This is a genomic window from Massilia antarctica (assembly GCF_015689335.1).
GTDB classification, from domain to species: Bacteria; Pseudomonadota; Gammaproteobacteria; order Burkholderiales; family Burkholderiaceae_D; genus Telluria_A; species Telluria_A antarctica.
Genome location: NZ_CP065053.1, coordinates 2663409 through 2683383, shown reverse-complemented (window position 1 = coordinate 2683383; position 19975 = coordinate 2663409). Strand labels below are relative to the sequence as shown.

Annotated in this window: 15 protein-coding genes; 10 read left to right on the top strand and 5 right to left on the bottom strand. The window is 65.8% G+C overall.

Translation table 11 applies throughout. From position 1 onward, the window contains the following. Positions 1-49: 49 nt before the first annotated feature. A complete protein-coding gene (locus IV454_RS12115; RefSeq protein ID WP_206092649.1) occupies positions 50-721 on the bottom strand; it encodes a hypothetical protein in 672 nt (223 codons plus the stop codon). A gap of 287 nt (positions 722-1008) precedes the next feature. On the opposite strand from IV454_RS12115, the gene IV454_RS12110 reads away from it, so the two are divergent. The 3 genes from IV454_RS12110 to IV454_RS12100 are packed head-to-tail and all read left to right on the top strand — an operon-like array spanning position 1009 to position 3667. Beyond that, positions 1009-1392: a hypothetical protein gene (locus IV454_RS12110; RefSeq protein WP_206091656.1), complete on the top strand. Its 384-nt coding sequence runs from the start codon at positions 1009-1011 to the stop codon at positions 1390-1392. Between the two features lie 5 nt (positions 1393-1397). Next, positions 1398-1775, top strand: a complete 378-nt coding sequence (locus IV454_RS12105; RefSeq protein WP_206091655.1) for a hypothetical protein — start codon at positions 1398-1400, stop codon at positions 1773-1775. Next, a complete protein-coding gene (locus IV454_RS12100) occupies positions 1772-3667 on the top strand; it encodes an Lnb N-terminal periplasmic domain-containing protein (RefSeq protein ID WP_206091654.1) in 1896 nt (631 codons plus the stop codon). The genes IV454_RS12105 and IV454_RS12100 overlap by 4 nt, the downstream gene beginning before the upstream one ends. A gap of 9 nt (positions 3668-3676) precedes the next feature. On the opposite strand, the gene IV454_RS12095 is transcribed toward IV454_RS12100, so the two are convergent. Then, complete coding sequence (locus IV454_RS12095; RefSeq protein ID WP_206091653.1) at positions 3677-6982, bottom strand: DEAD/DEAH box helicase; 3306 nt, start codon at positions 6980-6982, stop codon at positions 3677-3679. Between the two features lie 543 nt (positions 6983-7525). On the opposite strand from IV454_RS12095, the gene IV454_RS12090 reads away from it, so the two are divergent. Further along, positions 7526-10384: a UvrD-helicase domain-containing protein gene (locus tag IV454_RS12090; protein WP_206091652.1), complete on the top strand. Its 2859-nt coding sequence runs from the start codon at positions 7526-7528 to the stop codon at positions 10382-10384. Between the two features lie 64 nt (positions 10385-10448). Here IV454_RS12090 and IV454_RS12085 read toward each other — a convergent pair whose 3' ends face one another. Next, positions 10449-11012: a hypothetical protein gene (locus IV454_RS12085; RefSeq protein ID WP_206091651.1), complete on the bottom strand. Its 564-nt coding sequence runs from the start codon at positions 11010-11012 to the stop codon at positions 10449-10451. 245 nt (positions 11013-11257) lie between these two features. Here IV454_RS12085 and IV454_RS12080 point away from each other — a divergent pair, with 245 nt between their 5' ends. The 4 genes from IV454_RS12080 (at position 11258) to IV454_RS12065 (ending at position 14373) form a co-directional block, all read left to right on the top strand. Continuing rightward, the gene (locus IV454_RS12080) at positions 11258-11461 is read left to right on the top strand and encodes a hypothetical protein (RefSeq protein ID WP_206092945.1); all 204 of its coding nucleotides are present in this window, start codon (positions 11258-11260) and stop codon (positions 11459-11461) included. A 59-nt stretch (positions 11462-11520) separates the two neighbouring features. Then, complete coding sequence (locus tag IV454_RS12075; RefSeq protein WP_206091650.1) at positions 11521-11916, top strand: hypothetical protein; 396 nt, start codon at positions 11521-11523, stop codon at positions 11914-11916. Positions 11917-12205: 289 nt separating this feature from the next. Beyond that, positions 12206-13333, top strand: a complete 1128-nt coding sequence (locus IV454_RS12070; RefSeq protein WP_206091649.1) for a DJ-1/PfpI family protein — start codon at positions 12206-12208, stop codon at positions 13331-13333. Positions 13334-13368: 35 nt separating this feature from the next. Continuing rightward, positions 13369-14373: a GlxA family transcriptional regulator gene (locus IV454_RS12065; RefSeq protein ID WP_206091648.1), complete on the top strand. Its 1005-nt coding sequence runs from the start codon at positions 13369-13371 to the stop codon at positions 14371-14373. An 18-nt stretch (positions 14374-14391) separates the two neighbouring features. Here IV454_RS12065 and IV454_RS12060 read toward each other — a convergent pair whose 3' ends face one another. Next, the gene (locus tag IV454_RS12060) at positions 14392-14928 is read right to left on the bottom strand and encodes a DUF2058 domain-containing protein (protein WP_206091647.1); all 537 of its coding nucleotides are present in this window, start codon (positions 14926-14928) and stop codon (positions 14392-14394) included. 144 nt (positions 14929-15072) lie between these two features. On the opposite strand from IV454_RS12060, the gene IV454_RS12055 reads away from it, so the two are divergent. Both IV454_RS12055 and IV454_RS12050 read left to right on the top strand, forming a co-directional pair. Beyond that, positions 15073-16014, top strand: a complete 942-nt coding sequence (locus tag IV454_RS12055; protein WP_206091646.1) for a CAP domain-containing protein — start codon at positions 15073-15075, stop codon at positions 16012-16014. A 49-nt stretch (positions 16015-16063) separates the two neighbouring features. Further along, a complete protein-coding gene (locus IV454_RS12050; RefSeq protein WP_206091645.1) occupies positions 16064-17518 on the top strand; it encodes a glucose/sorbosone family PQQ-dependent dehydrogenase in 1455 nt (484 codons plus the stop codon). Positions 17519-17548: 30 nt separating this feature from the next. Here IV454_RS12050 and IV454_RS12045 read toward each other — a convergent pair whose 3' ends face one another. Beyond that, a complete protein-coding gene (locus IV454_RS12045) occupies positions 17549-19867 on the bottom strand; it encodes a DUF6351 family protein (protein ID WP_206091644.1) in 2319 nt (772 codons plus the stop codon). Between the last annotated feature and the right edge of the window lie 108 nt (positions 19868-19975).

Below are 19975 nucleotides of genomic sequence, written 5' to 3'. Positions count from 1 at the left end.
AAATACGGGCGAGCCGGCGATGATGAAAATCCCCCGCCCGCACTCCGTATCAAGCAGGCGGGTCGCCATCCTTGCGCCCCATGCCGGGCGCAATCTCCATCCCCATACCGCCGCCCCCCATATCGCCGCCGGCTCCTTTATTATCGGCCCTGTCGGCGTCGCCCTTGCCACGGCCAGCGCTGCCTTGCGCGCGCGTCGGTCCTTGCAGCGGAATAGTCACATCACCGGGTATTGGCGCCAGATCGAGAGCCGCGCGAATGAAACTGCGCAGGGAAATGACCAGCTCCGCCGTGTGGATCGGACGGCCGGCTGCCAGGTCGCCCGCAGCCTGCCCCGCCAGGCGGCAGTGCTCTTCCGTGCCGAGCAGCAGAATATCGGCCAGCGCGGCTTCGACGGCATCGCGGATACGGCGCGAACGATCCGAGCTCGGTTTCCCCTCCTGCGCGCCGGTTTCTTCCGGGCCCGATTGCGCGCCGCCGCGCAAGTCGCGCAAATGCGTCGGATCGACCGTCAGTTGTCCGGTAAACGATCCGCCCAAGGTGCGATAAGCGGACATCAGTGTTTTAAGCCGTTCGTTGATCTGGCGGTTCTGGCGCTCGCGGCGCTGCTGAATGGTCTGCATCATCAGCATGCGGATGCCCACGCCGAGCAAAGTGAATATGGCCAAGCCTACGATGGTCGCCATCGCCCCTCGCCACGAACTGAAATCCATCATGCGCATCCTGGCCTCGACAGCTGTTTTCGATAAAAAGCAGTGTACCTGCCGGGCGCAAAACTGCTCGGCGCATTCGATTTGTGCGCCGCCGCGCGATCGAGCCACAATGCGCTGTGCAAAAGCGACGAAAGAGCCGGAACAGGACGCCGCCCCTTTTATACTTTTGGTCGTTATGACATCCTTCCGGAAATATTTCTTGGCGATGAATAACGTGCTCGCCGAGGTCCCTATGCCCCCACCCCGACACACCGAAAGATTCACGATGACCCGTTTTCCCCTGAAGTTCATGATGGTTGCCGCCGCGTTGGCCCTCGGCGGCTGCGCCAGCATGCACTCCCACCCAGCAAGTCAAGGTATCGAGCAATCCGGCGGGCGCCACCGTCTACACGGCGGTGAAGACGACCGATAATCAGGGCAACGAAAGCGTGACCAACAAGGTTCCTGTCGGCGTCACCCCGCTGACCGTCACCCTGTCGCGCAAGCACGGCGCCCTGTATGTTGAAAAAGCCGGCTTCACGCCCGCCGAAGTGGCGCTGACGACCAAGATGAACCCATGGATGTGGGGCAATATCCTCCTGACCAGCCGACTGAGCACCTCGATCGATACCTCGACCGGCGCCTCGCGCGAATACGATCCCGGCGAATACATGATCGACCTGCAACCGGTAGCCAATTAAGCCACATGGGCGGCATGATCACCCTGGCCGCCCTCGCCCTGACCGGCATGCAAGCCGGTGCATCCGCGCCGGCCTGCGGCTGCGGCCAGTTCGCGCTTGACGCCATCCCCGCCGCATCGAGCCAGGCGGTTCTCTCCGCCGAGGCCCGCGTCCTGCGCGACTTTGCCCTGTTTTTCCACCGCCGCATCGGCGCCGATCTGATCCGCAAGCAGGGACCGTATCTGCAGACCGTCGCCGCCTACTTCCCGCACTGCGCCAATGACACGGTCAAACTGGCGTGGCTGCGCCAGACACTCGCCAGTGCCGGCGACACACGCCTGTTCGCCGAACGCCTGGCGCAGCAGTATGACGCCGGCCGCACCTGCTCCGTCCCAAACCCATGAGCATGCGCCACTTCATCCTGGCCGGCACCTGCCTGGGCGTGTGCGCAAGCCACCCCGCTCTGGCGGTGGCCGCGTCGCTGCAAAGCGATGCGCGCCGGGTTGCGGACGAACGCATCGCGCAGGATCCAGGCTGGCTGGCATTGCTGCACTACCGCGAACGCAGCGACGGCAGCATGCGCAGCCAGGCTGACCAGCCGCGGTTTTTCCTGTCCCCTGAAGGTAAAAATTCGCCCGCCACCGAGCTGCTGGCCGGCGTGGCGGCGCTGCACGCACCCGCCGCGCGCCAGGATTTCGCCTGCCGCTTCCCGGCGCGCTACGAATGGCTGCGCACGCGGCTGGGGCACGATGGCGCCGACGACCTTATCGGCCAATGCCCGCAACTGTCGCAATGGCTGGCGGGCTTTCCGGGCCAGCGCATCAGCATCAATTTCGCCTCCGGTTATCTGGAAAATCCCTCGTCGACATTCGGCCACACCTTCCTCAAGATTTACCGCCAATCCGGCAGCGAACTGCTCAGCCCCACCATCAACTACGCCGCCCGCACCGACGCGCGCGACGGCGCCCTGGCGTTCGTGTTCAAGGGCTTGTTCGGCGGCTTTCCCGGTGTGGCCGACGAGCTGCCCTTCTATCGCCGCCTGCGCACCTATACCGAAAGTGAAGGACGCGACATTCACGAATACGAACTCGCGCTCACGCCCGGCGAAGTGCGCAAGCTGCTGCTGCACACCTGGGAAATCAAGGACGGCGCCTTCGACTACGCCTTCCTGCACGAAAACTGCGCTTACCGCACGCTCACCCTGATCGACGTGGTGCGCCCGCATGCCGGACTGCTCAAGCGCTTCGGCATGGTGACGGTACCGGTCGACACGATTCGCGCCCTGCGCCACGCCGGCATGCTCGGCGCGCACCGGGTATGGCCATCGGCCCCCAAGCGCGTGCGCGATGTGGAAACCCAGGTGCCGGCGCAGGACGCCACAGCCGCCCACGGCATCGCGCTCGGCCAGGGTGGCATCGGCGCGATCGGCCGGCTGCCACCGGTGCGCCGCGCGGGCACCTTGCAACTGGCCTACGAATACGCCTCCGTCCTGATCGACCGCGACGAAGGCGAGCGCGCCACGCGCAAGGCGATTCTCGGCGCAATCACCAGGGCGCGCCTGGAGCTCGACGATCCCGAGCCGCTCGCCAGCCGCAGCGGGCCGGCCACGCCGGAAGACGGCCACGATGGCGGCCTGATTGGCAGCGGCCTGCGCCAACGCGCCGGACAGCGCAGCGTCAGCCTGGAGTACGCGGCATTCCAGCACACCTTGACCAATCCCCTGGCGGGCTACGAACCGCATGCCGGGATCACGGTGCTCAATCCGGAACTGCAAGTGGAAGGCAAGCATGCGCGCTTGCGGCGAATCGACTGGCTGGTGGCGCAATCGACGATTCCTGCCTCGACCCTGTTCCAGCCACGCGCCTGGCGCCTGCAACTGGCCACCCGCAGCGAGACCTATGCCGGCCGCGATCACATGGCCACCAGCCTGGCCTACCATTCCGGCATGGCGTGGGCTCTGGGAAGCGATACGGTGTCCTCGCTGCTGCCCGGCGCGCGGATCGAAACCGGCGGCGGCCTGCCCCACCATGCGGGTGTGGCGGGCGCGCTGCAAGCGGAAGTAACGCGCCAGGGTACGCAATGGTCGGCCCAGCTGGCGCTGCAAGCCGAAAAATTCATCGCCGGCTCCACCATGCGGCGCCTCGACGTGCGCGCCACGGGCGAGTTGCGGCTGTCGCGCAATCTGTCTGTCGCGCTTGGCGCCGGCCGGACCTGGGCGCCGCGCCACGTGTCAGAACTGAACGTGAGCCTGAAGTGGCGCCAGCGCAGCCTTGCCAATCCGCTCGGCCGCGACTGAGCGCCGCTCTCAGGCCGGCGCCGCCTGCGCGCTCAAGGGCGCGAAGATGGCCTGCAGGTCGTCCTGGGTGATCTGCAAGCCCTCGGTATCGCCGCCACTGAGCACCGCGCTTGCCAGCGCGGCCTTCCTTTGCTGCATCTCCTGGATTTTTTCCTCCAGCGTGGCCTTGGCGATGAGTTTGTAGACGAAGACCGGCTTGTCCTGGCCGATGCGCCAGGCGCGGTCGGTCGCCTGGTTCTCCACCGCCGGGTTCCACCAGGGATCGTAATGGATCACCGTGTCGGCCGCCGTCAGGTTCAGGCCCACGCCGCCCGCCTTCAAGCTGATCAGGAAGACCGGCACCGCCCCGCTCTGGAACGCCGCCACCTGGGCGCTGCGGTCCTTGGTGTCGCCGGTCAGCAAGGCATAGCCGATCTTGCGCGCGCGCAGCTCGTCCTCGATCAGCGCCAGCATGCTGGTAAATTGCGAAAACACCAGGATCTTGCGGCCCTCGTCGAGCAACTCGTCCAGCATGACGGTCAGCTCGGCCAGCTTGGCCGACTGCGCGCCGCTCTTGCGTCCGCCGGCCAGGCTCACCAGGCGCGGATCGCAGCACACCTGGCGCAGCTTGAGCAAGGCTTCCAGGATGACGATCTGGCTGCGCGCCACACCCTTGCTGGCAATCGCCGCGCGCACCTTCTTGTCCATCGCCAGGCGCACCGTCTCGTACAGGTCGCGCTGGGCGCCGGCCAGGGTGACTTCCCTGAGCATTTCTGTCTTGGCCGGCAATTCCTTGGCCACATGGTCCTTGGTGCGGCGCAGCAGGAATGGCTTGATGCGGCGCGTCAGGAAAGCGTTGCGCCCGGCATCGCCGTCGCGCTCCACGGGCTTGCGGAAGTCGCTGTTGAATTGCTTTTCGTCGCCCAGCAAGCCGGGCAGCAGGAAATGGAATTGCGACCACAGTTCGCCCAGGTGGTTTTGCAGCGGCGTACCGGTCAGGCAAAGGCGATGGCGCGCGCGCAGCAGGGTGGCCGTCTCGGCCGCCTTGCTGCGGTGGTTCTTGATGTATTGCGATTCGTCGAGGATCAGCAAGTGGAACTCCTGCCCCAGCAAGGCCGCTTCGTCGCGCGCCAGCAGCGCGTAGGTGGTCAGCACCAGGTCATGGCTGCCCATGGAGTCGAAGCGCGCGGCGCGGTCGGGTCCATGCAGCAGCAGCACGCGCAGCGCCGGCGCGAAGCGGGCCGCCTCTTCCTGCCAGTTGCCCATCAGGCTGGTAGGCGCCACCACCAGGGCCGGGCGGTCCAGCCGTCCGGCCTCCTTTTCCAGCAGGATGTGGGACAAGGTCTGGATGGTCTTGCCCAGGCCCATGTCGTCGGCCAGAATGCCCGCCAGGCCATATTCGCGCAGAAACTGCATCCACGCCAGGCCTTCCTGCTGATAAGTGCGCAAGGTCGCTTGCAGGCCGCGCGGCGGCGCCACCGCCTGCACACCGCCAAATCCGGCCAGGCGCCGGCCGAGGACGCGCAAGGTCTCGCCGCCCATCCAGCGCAGCCGGGCGCTGGCCTCGAGCTCGGCCAGGCGGGCCGCGTCCAGGCTGGGCAGGCGGATGGCGTTACCGACGCGTTCGAGGAAATACAACTCCCCCAAGGTGGCCAGGATGGGCCGGATGCGGCTCCAGGGCAGGCCCACGCGGCCGCCGCCGGGCAGGCGCGCCATCAATACCTCGTCGTCGGCATGGGCCGCCATCGCCTGCGCATCGAACTGCGCGGGCGCGCCGCGGATCAGTTGCAACAGGATCGGCAGCAGGGGAACGCGCTCGCCGTCGACCACGATCCCCAGTTCCAGCTCGAACCAGGCGTTGCCTTCGCCGCCCTGCTCGACGTCGGCGTACCAGTCGTCGATCTGGCGCACGTCGAAGCGGAAGCTGGGCGCCAGTTCCAGCAGCCAGCCCTGCTCGCGCAGGGCCGGCAAGCCGCTGCGCCCGAAGGCCAGCCAGGCGTCGGTGCTGGCCAGTTCCATGGCGCCGAAGAAACGCTCCAGCGCCGGCGCGCTGCTGCCCTGGAAGCCGTAGCCTGCCAGGGTGGCGTGGGCGAGCGCCTCGGCGTGATGGTCGCGCTCGATGCGCTCGCTGCCGCTGGCCGTGGTGCGCATCAGCACCTGGCTGGCATCGACCGAGGCCCGCTTGCCATCGTAGTCGAAGGCCAGCACCGCGTAGTCGTGCCAGGCCGATTCACGGCCGCCATGGATGCTCTGCTCCATGCTGCCCAGCAAAAGATAGGGGGTCGGACGGATATCCACGCGCACCGTCAATCCCATGGCCGGCGGGAGCGGCATCAGGCGGTCCAGCTGCAAGGCTTGCATCTCGGCGGCGAGGCGGACCGCTTGCACCGCCTCGACCTGGGGCGCCTGCTTCACCATGTCCAGCAAGGTCGCGGCGGGCAGCGCGCGCAGCGCGGCCGGCATCTCGAGTTCGCCCAGTTGGCCGTCGTGGAGATACATGGGCGGATCGGTCGGGAGGATCGTGCCGATGGCGCCGCCTTCGGCTTCCCATACCAGGCGCATGACCTTGTTCTCGGGGCGCCAGGCCAGCGCGGCGGCGCGGCGCGCACCGCGTACCAGCGGCCGCAGCTTGCCCTTGAGTTCCTTGCGCGAGCCGGCCTGCAGCAGCAGGCCCTCGTCCAGCAATTGAGAGAGCAACTGCGCGCCCAGCGCCTCGCGCGGCTGTGCCACCGTGCCGTAGCTGTCGCCATCGGGACGCAGGGCGAGGAACAGGCGGACCAGGGCCCGCTGGCGCGCGCCGGAAGCGTCGACGGCCAGCTCGTAGCAATGGCTGATCGCGGTGGCGCTGGTGTAGCCGCCGCCGGGGCGCGCACGCGAGCGGCACACCACCAGCTCAAGCTCGCCCTGCTTGCCGGGGACGAATACAAAGACCAGCTGCGACGCCGCCTTGTCCGCCGCCTCCTCGCGCTGCGGCAAGCTGGTAGCCTGGACCAGACGGTCGAGCCAGGCCGAGCTGGCGTAGGGAAGGGCGGCGCCGGAGGGGACCTGGACCGCCTGTTGTTCCAGGTAGGCATACAGCACAGCGACCACATGCTTGCAATTGTATTCCATGGGACAAGTGCAACTGCCGTCGATCATCACCCCGCCATCGTCGCTCACATAGACCGTTTGCTCATACACATAGCGGCCGCTGCCGTCGACCACCCCCTCGATGTCTTCCCCGTTGACGTGGCAGGCCTGTACCTTCCCACGCCGGAAATAGTCGCTGCCGCGCTTGCAGGTTGCGTCGTCTATATTGTTAAGAATGTCGGCCTGGTCGAAATAAGGGATTTGCATGGGGATGTCGGTTAGCGAAAAATTGGCGCTATTATCGCCGCAAGCGGGCGGCGCCAGCGCATGCACTTGCTGCATAAGACCCGTTTACGGCGCTGTTGTTCCCGCCGGCGCGCAATCGCGCCTTCTTGCGCAGACGAAAAAAAGCCACCCGAGGGTGGCATCGTCGTTTGCAGCGGCACGGACTGGCCGCGCCCGGTCCGGCTTTCAGGCCGGGGGCGGTCCCCTCAGTGAAAAAGGAAATACAGAACCACCAGCACGACGGTCGGCACTCCCAGCATCCATCCAATGACATATTTACCCATGATTTTCTCTCCCGTTAATGTGTGCGATGTCGATGTGTCCAGAATGCCGTGGAAAACCGGCCTCGTCCGTACGCTACATCACGCAACAGCGACTTCGGCACCCGGCGCCACTGGCCCGGTCGCGCTGCGGATGCCCCTGGGTCCGCCCCGCCCCTGCGCCTTCGCGCGAATTTCCGCGCCTCACAGGCGCTCGTCTCGCCTAAAATACCGCCACCGAAACGTCGCTACGAGCGCGCCACCCATGAAAATCCTCGAATACAGCAACTTTTGCCCGCCGCGCAACAAAGCCCACTACGACAAGGTGCGCCAGGCCATCGAACGCGACGACTTTCGCGCGATCGATGTCAAGAAATTGACCAATCTGACCCACGCCAGGATCTATCGCGCCAAGCTCGACTACGCCGACCGCCTGCTGTTCTCCACCATCCGCTACCACGGCGAAGTCTACGCGCTGCTGCTAGAAGTGATCGAACAGCACGACTACGACAAGTCGCGCTTCCTGCGTGGAGCCCGGATCGACGAGAGCGCCATCGCCACGGCCGACACCGCCGAAGCAATCGCGCAGGCAGCGCCCATCCCCTATCTGCATCCGCAACGGCGCCAGGTGCACTGGCTCGACAAGGTGATGTCGTTCGACGATGCGCAGCACGCCGTGTACATGCAAAACGCGCCCCTGGTCATCGTCGGCAGCGCCGGCAGCGGCAAGACCGCGCTGACGCTCGAAAAGATGAAGCAGGCCGAGGGCGAGGTCCTGTACGTGACCCACTCGGCCTACCTGGCGCAGTCCGCGCGCGATCTGTATTACGCCGACGGCTTCGAGCAGAGCGGTCAGGAAGCGACCTTCCTGTCCTACCGCGAGTTTCTCGAATCGGTGCGGGTCCCGCGCGGCCGCGAAGCCACCTGGCGCGATTTTTCCGCTTGGTTCGCGCGCATGCGCCAGCAATGGAAGGCCATCGACGCCCATCAGGCATTCGAGGAAATCCGTGGCGTGCTCGCGGCCGATGCCGCCGGCGTGCTCACGCGCGAGCAATACCGCGCCCTCGGCACGCGCCAGTCGATCTTCGGCGCGGCCGAGCGCGATACCCTGTACGATCTGTTCGAGCGCTACCGCGCGTGGCTACAGCAGGCCGGGCTGTTTGACCTGAACCTGGTGGCGCACGACTGGCGCGCCGAAGTGCAGGCGCGCTACGACTTCGTGGTGGTCGACGAGGTGCAGGATCTGACCGTGGCGCAACTGGCGCTGGTGCTCCAGGCGCTCAAGAAACCGGGCCAGTTCCTGCTGTGCGGCGACTCGAACCAGATCGTGCACCCGAATTTTTTCTCCTGGAGCAAAGTCAAATCCCTGTTCTGGCGCGACCCTGAACTGGCCGAGCGCCAGCAGTTGCAGGTGTTGCGCACCAATTTCAGGAACGGCACGCAAGTCACGCGGGTAGCCAACGCGCTCCTGAAAATCAAGCACCGGCGCTTCGGCTCGATCGATCGGGAGAGCAATTTCCTGGTCGACGCCGTCAACCAGGAAGCGGGCACGGTCAGCCTGCTGGCCGACAGCGATAGCGCGCCGCGCGACCTGAACGCGCAGACGCGCCGCTCCACCCGCTGTGCGGTGCTGGTACTGCGCGACGAAGACAAGGAGGAAGCGAAGAAACACTTCGACACGCCGCTGATCTTTTCGGTGCACGAAGCCAAGGGCCTCGAGTACGACAGCATCGTGCTGTTCCGTTTCATCTCCGACAAACGGGCCCGCTTCGGCGACATCGCCGACGGCATCAGCGCGGCCGACATCGCCAGCGACGATCTGCAGTACAGCCGTGCCAGGGACAAGTCCGACAAGTCGCTCGAAATCTACAAGTTCTATGTCAATGCCCTGTATGTGGCCTTGACCCGGGCGATTCGCCATGTGTATCTGATCGAATCGGATACCGCGCATCCGCTGTTGCGCTTGCTCGATATCGCGCAGGCGGGCGCCGCGCCCAAGCCCGATACGCCCGCGTCCAGCCTGGAAGACTGGCAAAAAGAAGCGCGCAAGCTGGCCTTGCAGGGCAAGCAGGAGCAAGCCGACGCGATCGAGCGCCTGATCCTCAAGAGCACCCCGGTGCCCTGGCCGGTGTTCGGCGAAGCCAGGCTGCGCGAGAGCCTGGCCAAGGTATTTTGCGAGCGCGCCCCCGGCAGCAAGCACAAGAGCCAGCTGTACGAGTATGCCGCCTGTTTCGATGAATCCGTCCTGGCCGACGTGCTGGCGCGCTGTGCCGGCTACGAGCAGGCCTACAACTTCCGCAAGCTCGGCGCCACGCTCGGGCGGCGCCATTACATGCCCTATTTCGCGCGCAACATCAAGGATGTGCTGCGGCTGTGCGACAAGCATGGCGTCGAGCATCGCACGCCGATGAACCAGACGCCCCTGATGGCGGCGGCGGCGGCCGGCAACGTCCCCCTCATCGAGGCATTGCTGGCGCGCGGCGCCGACCTGTCCGCCACCGATCACCTGGGCCGCAACGCGCTGCACTGGGCCATGGCCACCGCCCTGCGCGACAATGCCTACGCCAGCGGCCCGTTCGGCGCCGTCTACCAGTTGGTGGCGCCGCCCAGCATCGACGTCATGGCCGGTGACCGCCTGGTGCGCATCGACCGCCGTCAATCCGAGTATCTGCTGTTCCAGACCATGTGGGTGCTCTTCAAGTCCTGCTTCGGCCGGGCCGATGCCAGCGAGCGCGGCAGCTTCGACGCCGGCATGCTGCTGGCCGCCTACGAAAAGTGGCCGCCCACGGTGCTGGCGCCGGAACGCGGCAAGCGCGCCTTTATCTCGGGCGTCCTGGCGCGCAACGAGGTCAACCGCGACTATGCGTATAACCGGCGCCTGTTCAAACGCTTGTCGACCGGGCGCTACCAGTTCAATCCGGCACTCGCACTGCGCCGGCCAGGCCAGGAAGGCGATGGCTGGCATGCCGCGTTTGCCCTGCTGAACCTGGCTCTGGTCAAGGAACTGGCCGATCCTGGATACGCCGATTACATCGACTCGCTGCTCACGCTTGCCGGCATGCCCGCTGCGGGTGAACCGCTGTGGCAAGCGGCCGTCATGCGGCACGCCGCGCATGCGTCATGATGGCGCGTGACTGGCGCTCCCGTGCGCGGCGTCGTGTCCGTGCCGGCAAGGGCTTGGTCCTGCGCTAGCGAACCGACCAAGGCGCAACGGACTTCAAACAGGCTTGCGCTGGACGATCGGCGGCGGCCCTGGCCGCGGCATTGGCGGCGGCGGATGCCGCATCGACCACGTCCACCACACAGGCCGTGTCCTTGCCGATGCGCGCCACCACAAGGACCGCACGCCGCTTCGGGCGCTCCGGGTCGCTTTGATCCATCACGCTCAGGCGCACGATCAAGGCCACCGGAACCGACTTCCCAGCGATGTTGGCAACCCGCCATTCAGCTTTTTTGCCGAGGGTGGAAAATCCAGGAGTGACGACGTCCCAGTAATTGAGCGAAAAAATCCTCGCATCCGGGCTCACGATGTCAATCGAATTGCGTCCGTCGTCGTCGAGGATGTGCAGGCGGTACTTGCCCACGCCGGGACAGGTCAATGTGTAGGCGCCACAGACCTTGTCATCGACCGATTTCTGGCACGACTTGCCGGCGATGTCGGTGTACACGCTGGTCGGATTCGGCTGCGCATCCGCTCCCGCGCTACAACCGATTGCCATGGCAGCCATGAGTCCCATCAAGCGGATGTTCAAGACGATCCTTTCGTCGGATAGGCAAATGGCAGCAGTCCACTCCCTCGCTACCCTGATTCCGGACCGCACCGGTGGCCGCACAATCGCTTGCCACGCTCTGTTTGACGGCAGCTGCCGAGTTGTAAGCAATTAGCGCAACTTGTAAGCGCGTGTAAAGGCCGTCAACGCCTTGGTTGCGGGCGGCGTTTTCAGCTCAGTGACACGGCAAATGTGCACCGAACCTCAACCCAGAAAAAGGACTGACCATGAAAAAAGTAATCGCTACCCTGACCGTCGGATTGTTCGCCAGCGCCGCATTCGCTCAGTCCCCGGCCCCGGCCCCGGCACCAGCAACACCGGTAGCGAAGGCTGAAGTAAAGGTTGATACCAAAGCCGCAGTCAAAGCACCAGCCCAGGACATCAAGACCGCCACCGAAGCCGCCAAGCCGGCTCCGCAGGCAAGCAAGTAAGCAAGACGCTTCACACAAACAAAATAAACCGTTTATACCAATTCTAAGGAAATCACATCATGACCAAAATTATCGCTACCCTGATCACCGGCCTGTTCGCTACCGCTGCTTTCGCTCAAGCTCCTGCTCCTGCCGCCGCAGCTGCGCCAGCGGTAAAAACCGAAGCGCACGTCGTCAAGACCGAATCGAAGGAAACCAAGGTCGTGAAGACCGATGTCAAGGACGCGCAGGTGGTCAAGACCGAAACCAAGGAAACCACGGTTACTCCGGGTGCCAAGGAAGAAGTCACCACCACCAAGACCGAAGTAAAAACCCACAAGAAGTCCGGCAAGGCCCACGCCAAGGCAGCGAAACAAGCCAAGGCAGCCAAAGAAGCCATGCCAGCGGAAAAAGCCGCCAGCGCGCCAGCAGCGGCACCGGTTGTCGCTGCAGCCGCGACCCCGGCCGCCAAGTAATCCCCGCCATCCCCCGCTGCGGCGGGGATGGTCTTGACCGCCGTAGCGGCAAGCGAAACGCCAACCCATGCAGGTTGGCGTTTTTGTTTCGAAACCGATACTCCGCACCGGCCGGTGCCCCTGTGGCGACGCCGCACCCGCGCGTCCATGCCGCTCGTGGCGTGAATTGACTGTATTTTGTCATTTACGCCAAAACCACCTCCTCGTAAGATGGCCCTGCTACCCGCCGGCGTTGACGTCCGCGCCGGCGTTCCGCGACTTTACCGATGGCCTGACAGGAGTTTCAAACATGACTGGATTCACGCGCTTGGTGCTCATCGCACTTGCCTCCCTCGCCTTGACGGCGCCCGCCTCCGCCCAGCAGGGCACGCCCGTGGTGGCAGCGGCCGTGACCGAGGTCCGGCCCGGCGAAAAAATCGACGCCTACGCGCCGCGTTTCGGGCGTACCCGCCCTGTCATCGCGGTCCTTGGCGAAAACAGCGGCACGGTGATGTCCGACTTCGTGCTCCCTTACGGCGTGCTTGCCCAATCCGGTGTCGCCGACGTCGTCAGCGTGGCCACCCAAGCCGGCCTGCTGCAACTGCCGCCATTGAAAATCGCCCCGGACAATACCGTCGCCCAGTTCGACCAGCGCTATCCCGACGGCGCCGATTACGTCGTCGTCCCCGCCATGAACAAGAGCGGCGATCCGGCCCTGCTGGCCTGGGTTGGCGCCCAGGCGGCGAAAGGCGCGACCATGGTCAGCATTTGCAATGGGTCGATCGTGCTGGCCAAGGCCGGCCTGACGCGCGGCCACCGCGCGACCGGCCACTGGAGCACCCACCAGTCGCGCGTGGCGGCCTTTCCGGAGACGGTCTGGCTGAAGAACACGCGCTATGTCGCCGATGGAAAAATCGTATCGAGCGCCGGCATCAGCGCCGCCATTCCGACCGCCCTGGCACTGGTCGAAGCCATTGGCGGCAGCGAACGCGCGCGCGTCGTGGCCACGCAGCTCGGCGTCGGCAACTGGGGCAGCGCCCACAGCAGCGACTCTTTCCGCATCACCTTCGGCGACCGCGTGACGGCCGTCATCTCGTATTTTCTGCGTCCAACCCAGGATATCGGCATTCCCGTGGCCGACGGCGTGGACGAACTGGCGCTCTCGCTCACCGCCGACGCCTATACCGCCACCCTGCGCGCGCGCGTCCACGCGCTTGCGCAGTCCGACTCTCCGGTCAGGACGCGCAACGGCTTGATGCTGGTTCCCGACATGGTCGCCGGCCGGGGCAAGCAGCCCGAGTCGATCCTGCCCGGGTTCGACTCCACGCCGTCGGCGCTGGTGCTCGATAAAGCGCTGGACGACATCACCACCCGCTACGGCGCGGCGGCCGCCCGTTTCGTCGTGCTGGAAGCGGAGTATCCATGGCAGGGGCGATAATGCGCCTCTTCCTACTGCCTGAATAAGGAACCCCCATGTCCGGTCCGACCACGCGGCGCATTGTCTTTCTCGCTTACGAGGACATGAACCTGCTCGACCTGGCCGGCCCGCTGCAGGCGTTCGCCACGGCCAACCGGCTTGGCGAGGGCGCCGGCGCGCAAACGCTGTATGAAACCGTGGTCGCCTCCGTCGGCGGCGGCAGCGTCATGTCCAGCGCCGGCCTGGCGGTCGACACGCGGACGCTGGCCACCCTGGACGGAACCGATATCGATACCTTGATCGTCGCGGGCGGCTGCAAGGGCGAGGAATTTTCCGTCTGTCCGCAACTGGCGGCCTGGATCGCCGGCCGCGCAGCCGGCGTGCGGCGCGTATGCTCGGTGTGCACCGGGGCGTTTGTGCTGGCCGCCACCGGCCACCTGGACGGACGCCGCGTGGCCACGCACTGGGCCTGGGCCGATCGCCTCCAGCAGCGCCACCCGCAGGTACGGGTCGACCCGGATGCCCTGTTCATCCAGGATGGCGCGCTGTGGACCTCGGCCGGCGTCACCGCCGGCATCGACATGAGCCTGGCCCTGATCGAAGCGGACCATGGCCACCAGATCGCGATCCAGACCGCGCGCCAGCTGGTGATGTTCATCAAGCGCGCCGGCGGACAATCGCAATTCAGCGTGCCGCTGGCCACGCAAGCGCGCGACGACGGCAATTTCGCCAGCCTGCATTCCTGGATCGCCAGCCACATCGATCAGGATCTCGGCGTGGCGCGGCTGGCGGAGATGGCCAACATGTCGCTGCGCACCTTCGTGCGCGTCTACACCGCCACGGTGGGCCGCACGCCGGCCAAGACCGTCGAGGCGATCCGCATGGAAGCGGCTTGCCGCGCGCTGGAATCGAGCACCCTGCCCCTGAAAGCCATCTGCCTGAAGATCGGCTACGCCGAAGAACAAACCTTGCGCCGGGTATTTTTGCGCAATTTCGGCGTCAATCCGCTGCAGTACCGTGCCCGTTTTTCGGGCCGCGCGGAACCGGCCCGCGCGCCCTGAACGACGCGCCGCACCCCGCTACCACATCAGGTCATCGGGAATCTGGAACGCCGCGTACGGATCGTCCGCATCGACTTCGGTGCTGGTTTTATTCACGCGCACCACGATGGAAGCATCGCGCTCGGCGATTTTATCGGCAATCACGCGCGGCACCAGTTCGGTGGAATCGCCCTGGCGAACGATCACCAGGCGACCGGCCACCAGGTGCGCCTGCACTGCGGCCGACACATAGAAACGCTCGATCTTGTTGTTGTGCGTGAAGTTGTAGGCGATGTCGCCATTGCCCTTGCTCTGGCGATTCTTCTGCACCATCTGGGTGATCTGCGCGCCGATCGCTTTCTCGTTCGCGGCCGCGTCGCGCTGGGCATTGAGTTCGCGCGCCCGCTCGGCGTTCTTGCGCTGGGTTTCGAGGGCGGCCAGGCGCGCTTCATCGACGGTCTCGATGCCGGTGCGGCGCTCGACCTTCTTCTGCTTGCTCTTGTCCTGGTGGGCCTGTTTGACCTTGTTTTTGTCGACCAGGCCGGCTTTCAAAAACTGCTCTTGCAACGAGGCCATATGCACTACTCCGTAAATGAGGTTCGCCGGCCCGCGCACACGCGCCGGCCGGTGGAAAAACGCTAGCATAGCAAATATGCGGGCCCCACTGCCCGGGAATCGGCCAAATCGACCCGCGCGGCGGGCGCTGTTAGAATCGCCGCCATGACGACCCTCGCTCCCCACACCGCACCGCCGCAGGGATCCATCCGCACCCGGCTGCGCTGGCTGGCCGCCAGCCTGCTCCTTGCCGCACTGCCGGCCAGCGCCCAGCAGGGCACCACGCTCATCGAGCTGATCAACGCCTACCGCGCCGCCCCGCACACCTGCCAGGGCCGCTCCATGGGGCCGGTCGCGCGGCTGGTGCCGCATCCGGCCTTGTCCAGGGTCCAGCTGCCTCCCGGCGTCTTGCTCGACAAGGCGATCGGGCGCGCCGGCTATCCGGTGGCGCAAGCGGACGCGATGTTCGTGGCCGGCGTGTCCGATCCCGCCCGGGTCCTGGCCAGCCTCGAACGCAGCTATTGCAAGACGCTATTGAGCACGCAGTTTTCCGAGATCGGTGCGCGCCGCACCGGGGATAGCTGGATGATCGTGTTCGCCCGCCCGGCCCCGCCCTCGGCCGCCTCGCGCCTGCCGCCGCCGCGCGAAGCCGGGCAGCGCATCCTGGAAGCGGTCAACCGGGCTCGCGCCAGCGCCCGCAACTGCGGCACGCAAGCATTCGAAGCCGCGCCGCCGCTGGCCTGGAACGAGGAGCTGGCCAGCACGGCGCTGGGCCATAGCGGCGACATGGCCAGGCAACACTACTTCAGCCACACGGGCAAGGATGGCCGCATGGTGGACCAACGCGCGCTCGAAGCCGGCTATCGCTGGCGCCGCATCGGCGAAAACATCGCGGTCGGCCAGGACTCGGCCGACGACGTGGTCGCCGGATGGCTGGGCAGCCCGGGCCACTGCGCCAACGTGATGGATGCGCAATATACCGACATGGGCGCCGGCTACGCCATCAACCATGCGGGCGAGAGCCCCCGCATTTACTGGACCCAGGTGCTGGCGACACCCGGCGAGGCGGTCCCGCAAGCGCAGCCCGATGCGCCCGACACCAGGTAAGGTATATTGCATTGTTGTTCATACATCAACCGCCCCCCACGGAGGAAACATGAATCGGAACGGCATTGCCCACGCACTCATCCTTCTGCTGACCGTCGGCACGCCGGCCTGGGCGGAGCCGCCGCCGCCGCCCGGCGCCAGGGTTGCGCCGCTGCCGCCCGGCTTTTCCAGGAAAGTGGTCGCCACCGGCTTTGCCAATCCGCACAACATGGTGCTGGGACCGGATGGCCAGTTATGGCTGACCGAACAGATCGGCAAGCGCGTGCTGCGCGTCGATCCCGACAGCGGCACCAAAATCGTCATCGCCACCATCGACGAGGCGGTCGTCTCGGACAAGGCGCAGGATGGCCTGCTCGGCCTGGCGCTGCATCCGGACTTGCTCGCCAAGCGCGGCCACGATTATGTGTATGTATCGTTCTCCTACGCGAGCGGCGACGGCGGCCAGTTTCCCAACCGGACCGCGATCCGCCGCTACACCTACGATGCCAAGACCCGCACACTGGGCTCGCCGACCGACCTGATCAAAGGCTTGCCGTCCTCGCACGACCATCAATCGGCGCGCCTGCTGTTCGGTCCCGACCGCAAGCTGTATTACTCGATCGGCGACCAGGGAGCCAACCAGATGAGGTATCTGTGCGTGCAGAACCAGGCCCAGGTGCTGCCGAGCGCCGCCGAGGTGCGCGCCGCCGACTGGAGCCGCTATCGCGGCAAGATCCTGCGCCTGAACCTGGACGGCTCCATCCCGCTCGATAACCCGGTGATCCACGGCGTGAAAAGCCATGTGTATGCCTGGGGCATCCGCAATACCCAAGGCATGGCCTTCAGCCCTTCCGGAGAACTGTACGCCACCGACCAGGGGCCGAATACCGACGATGAACTCAATCTGATCCTGGCCGGCCGCAATTACGGCTGGCCGAACGTGGCCGGCCGCAAGGACGATGCCGGCTACGCCTACGCCAATTATTCGGCGGCCGAAGGCGGCTGCGAAGGCGTCAAGGACCCGGCCCTGAACGGCACCCAGGTGCCGCCCGGCGTGCCGGTGCAGCGCGAATCGTCGTGGTCCGATACGGACTTCGTCGAACCGCTCAAGACCTTCTACACGGTCGACAGCAGCTCCAGTTTCAAGGACCCGGTGTGCGCCGAGAACAGCCTGTATTACATCTGCTGGCCCACGCTGGCGCCGTCCTCGGTCGCGTACTACAAGGGCGGCGGCAAGGCCGCCATTCCGGGATGGGAGCATTCGCTGCTGATCGGCAGCCTGAAACGCGGCACCGTCTACCGCGTGCGGCTCGATCCGGCCGGCCACCTGCCGCTCGGTGACGCCGAGCCGCTGTTTCGCTCGGTGAACCGGTATCGCGACGTGGTGGTCAGCGCCGATGGCGCCACCATCTACGTGGCGACCGATATCGAAGGTTCGCTCGGCACCAGCGACAGCGGCGCGCCCACGGCCAGGCTGGAAAATCCGGGCGCGATCCTGGCGTTCAAATACAGCGGCGCCAGATAAGCCGCCGCCGCGGCGGGACCGGCCGCGCCGTCACCAGTGCGCCGGCCGGCCCTGGTCGCCGAAGCGGTAATCGCATACGCCTTGCGGGAAAATCCGCTCCAGCCATTCCTTGTCGCGCGCGCTGAAGCGGGCCGCTTCCGGATAGGTGCCATCCCTGAGCGCCGCCGCCACCGGTTTCAGCTTGCACTTGAAGACATCACCCTTGATCGACTCGCCGGCCACCATGCGCGGACTCGCATAGACGGGAAAGGCGGCGCTGCAGGCGCCTTTCGGCCGTTGATTCAGGATGCCGTCCCAGACCGACGCGCCGGCCGCGATCACGGCGCCGCTGGCGTCGAAACAGGTGTCGGCAAATTGCGCCGGCGCGCTTCCCGTGCTGAGGTAACGGTCGAGCACCCCCAGCGCATCGATGGCGTGCGCCGGCTGGTCCGCTTCGGACGTCGTGAACCAGATCACCTGGTTTTTTGCCGCCGTGCGGTTTGTGTCGAGCAGGCGCGCGCGCACCGAAAACGATTGGCGCGCGTTGTGCATATTGAGCACCGGTTCCAGGTAGGGTCGCAAATCGATCATCGGAATGTCCAGCCGCTGCCCGGTGAACACGTGACCCGACGTGTAGGCCGCGCGCATGGCCGGCAGGTCGCCCGCGCGGCGTGGCGCGGGCAGGCCACCCGGGTCGCGGCAGGTGGCGCTGCGCTGCATGTTGCGCGCGTCGAACGGGTCGGCCGCCATATCCCACATGACGAATTGGGACGGCACTTTCCAGCTGCCGACGCAGGCATTGATGCGCAAGAATTCATCCTTGCCGATCTGCCCCGCCGCCAGCGCGCCCAAGCCGTACTGCACGCCGACGTTATCGAGCGAATTCGGCGCAAAACCATCGCTGTCGGTGCCGTAGATATTGGCCAGGTCGTTCCAGTGCGTCCATTTGACCTTGGCAAAGACGTCCGGCGGATAACCGTAATTCTGGACCACCAGATCATAGCGGGGGTCTTTGTAGACCGGATTGACCACGGTCGGCACCGCGCCCTGCCAGCCGTTGATGCACTCGCTCGATCCCGGCTTGTCGGTGATGGGATTGACCACCGTGTCGCTGGCGTTGCTGCCCTCGATCAGGGAGCGCCGGCTCCAGGTCTTCCACGGTGAGGCGGGATCGAGCGCCACCTCCTCGCTGAAATACTGTTCCAGCAGCGGGCAGTCGGCCACGGGAATCGTTTGGGTGACCATGTCCGGATACGATTGCACCGGGATGCCGGCGTCCAGCAATCCTGGCCGGTTTTGCGCAAACAGATACTGCTGCACCGCCCCACCCGAGCCGCCGACGCCGACCGTGAAGAGCGGCTGGCCGACCGCCTCGATGAAGCGTTCCTTGGTCATGGCGGCCGTTTCCTCGGCCAGGCGCATGTTGTAATGTACGCCTGCTTCATTCCCGGACGAACTGGCCACCGCATACCCCTGCGCGAGTATCCTGGAAATGATCTGGCGCTCGGCGCCGCGCATGCCGCCGCTGAACCAGATTGCCGTGCCCTGCTGGTGGCCGATGCCCACGCCACCGCGCAGCCAGTACACCAGCTTGCGGTTCCAGGCCGCGGTATCGAACCGCGGCGCCGCATCGGCGCGCGCGGCGGACGGTGCCAGCATGGCGATGGTGTACACGAAGCGGTTGATGGTGCCGGCTTCGACCCGCACCACGAACGGCACGCTGGCGCCATTGAGGACGATGGTTTTCAGGTCCGCCGGCGGCGTCGTGTAGCCGGTGGCGGGATCGAACGGCTTGAATCCCTCGCCGGTATGGTAAAAATAGTGAACCTGGGTGTTGATGGCGCAGTAGCGGCTGTACCCTACCACGTGCCTGCCCGGCGCATCGATTGCCGCAGCATCGAACACCGGATGGCCGATGCCCTCGTGATTATCCACCAGCGGCTGGCCCAGGCCCGATTCCTGGGTGCGGCACACAAAAGGCTGCTGCTGCGGGCCGGTGAACATGGGTCCGGTCACCGGGTAATTGACCAGCACCAGCCTGGCCGATACCTCCCTGCCCCCATGATCGGTATAACTTGCTTCCAAGGTATTGCGGCCCTCGGCCAGGCCCGACACCACGCCTTCCATGCGCGTGCCGGCGGCCACCATCGGCGGATCGATGCGCTGGCCGTTGAGCCGGAACGTCAGCCCGCCGGGCAGGTCGCCTGCCGCGCTGACCGCAATGCGGGCATCGCCCCCGGACACTTCATTCGGCTTGCTCGACAACACGGTGAGCGAAATATTCCGGTCCGGAACGTGTACCGCGCCGCCGCATCCGGCCAGTACGAGTGCCGCGAGCGCGCAGGCGGCTGTTGGGTTGCAAGCTGTCATGGCGATTGCCTCCGAGTGATTGAACGGGACCAAGCAGTCTTCAATCTTGCTCTGCGATGCCTGAACAGCCTTGACCATAGTCAATTTCCTGAGGCGGGAAACGTCTCT

Bases quoted from the DNA above. Each gene is read 5' to 3' on its own strand.
- IV454_RS12115 (WP_206092649.1), bottom strand. From the start codon at position 721: ATGCGCATGATGGATTTCAGTTCGTGGCGAGGGGCGATGGCGACCATC.
- IV454_RS12105 (WP_206091655.1), top strand. From the start codon at position 1,398: ATGGGCGGCATGATCACCCTGGCCGCCCTCGCCCTGACCGGCATGCAA.
- IV454_RS12100 (WP_206091654.1), top strand. From the start codon at position 1,772: ATGAGCATGCGCCACTTCATCCTGGCCGGCACCTGCCTGGGCGTGTGC.
- IV454_RS12095 (WP_206091653.1), bottom strand. From the start codon at position 6,982: ATGCAAATCCCTTATTTCGACCAGGCCGACATTCTTAACAATATAGAC.
- IV454_RS12090 (WP_206091652.1), top strand. From the start codon at position 7,526: ATGAAAATCCTCGAATACAGCAACTTTTGCCCGCCGCGCAACAAAGCC.
- IV454_RS12080 (WP_206092945.1), top strand. From the start codon at position 11,258: ATGAAAAAAGTAATCGCTACCCTGACCGTCGGATTGTTCGCCAGCGCC.
- IV454_RS12075 (WP_206091650.1), top strand. From the start codon at position 11,521: ATGACCAAAATTATCGCTACCCTGATCACCGGCCTGTTCGCTACCGCT.
- IV454_RS12070 (WP_206091649.1), top strand. From the start codon at position 12,206: ATGACTGGATTCACGCGCTTGGTGCTCATCGCACTTGCCTCCCTCGCC.
- IV454_RS12065 (WP_206091648.1), top strand. From the start codon at position 13,369: ATGTCCGGTCCGACCACGCGGCGCATTGTCTTTCTCGCTTACGAGGAC.
- IV454_RS12060 (WP_206091647.1), bottom strand. From the start codon at position 14,928: ATGGCCTCGTTGCAAGAGCAGTTTTTGAAAGCCGGCCTGGTCGACAAA.
- IV454_RS12055 (WP_206091646.1), top strand. From the start codon at position 15,073: ATGACGACCCTCGCTCCCCACACCGCACCGCCGCAGGGATCCATCCGC.
- IV454_RS12050 (WP_206091645.1), top strand. From the start codon at position 16,064: ATGAATCGGAACGGCATTGCCCACGCACTCATCCTTCTGCTGACCGTC.
- IV454_RS12045 (WP_206091644.1), bottom strand. From the start codon at position 19,867: ATGACAGCTTGCAACCCAACAGCCGCCTGCGCGCTCGCGGCACTCGTA.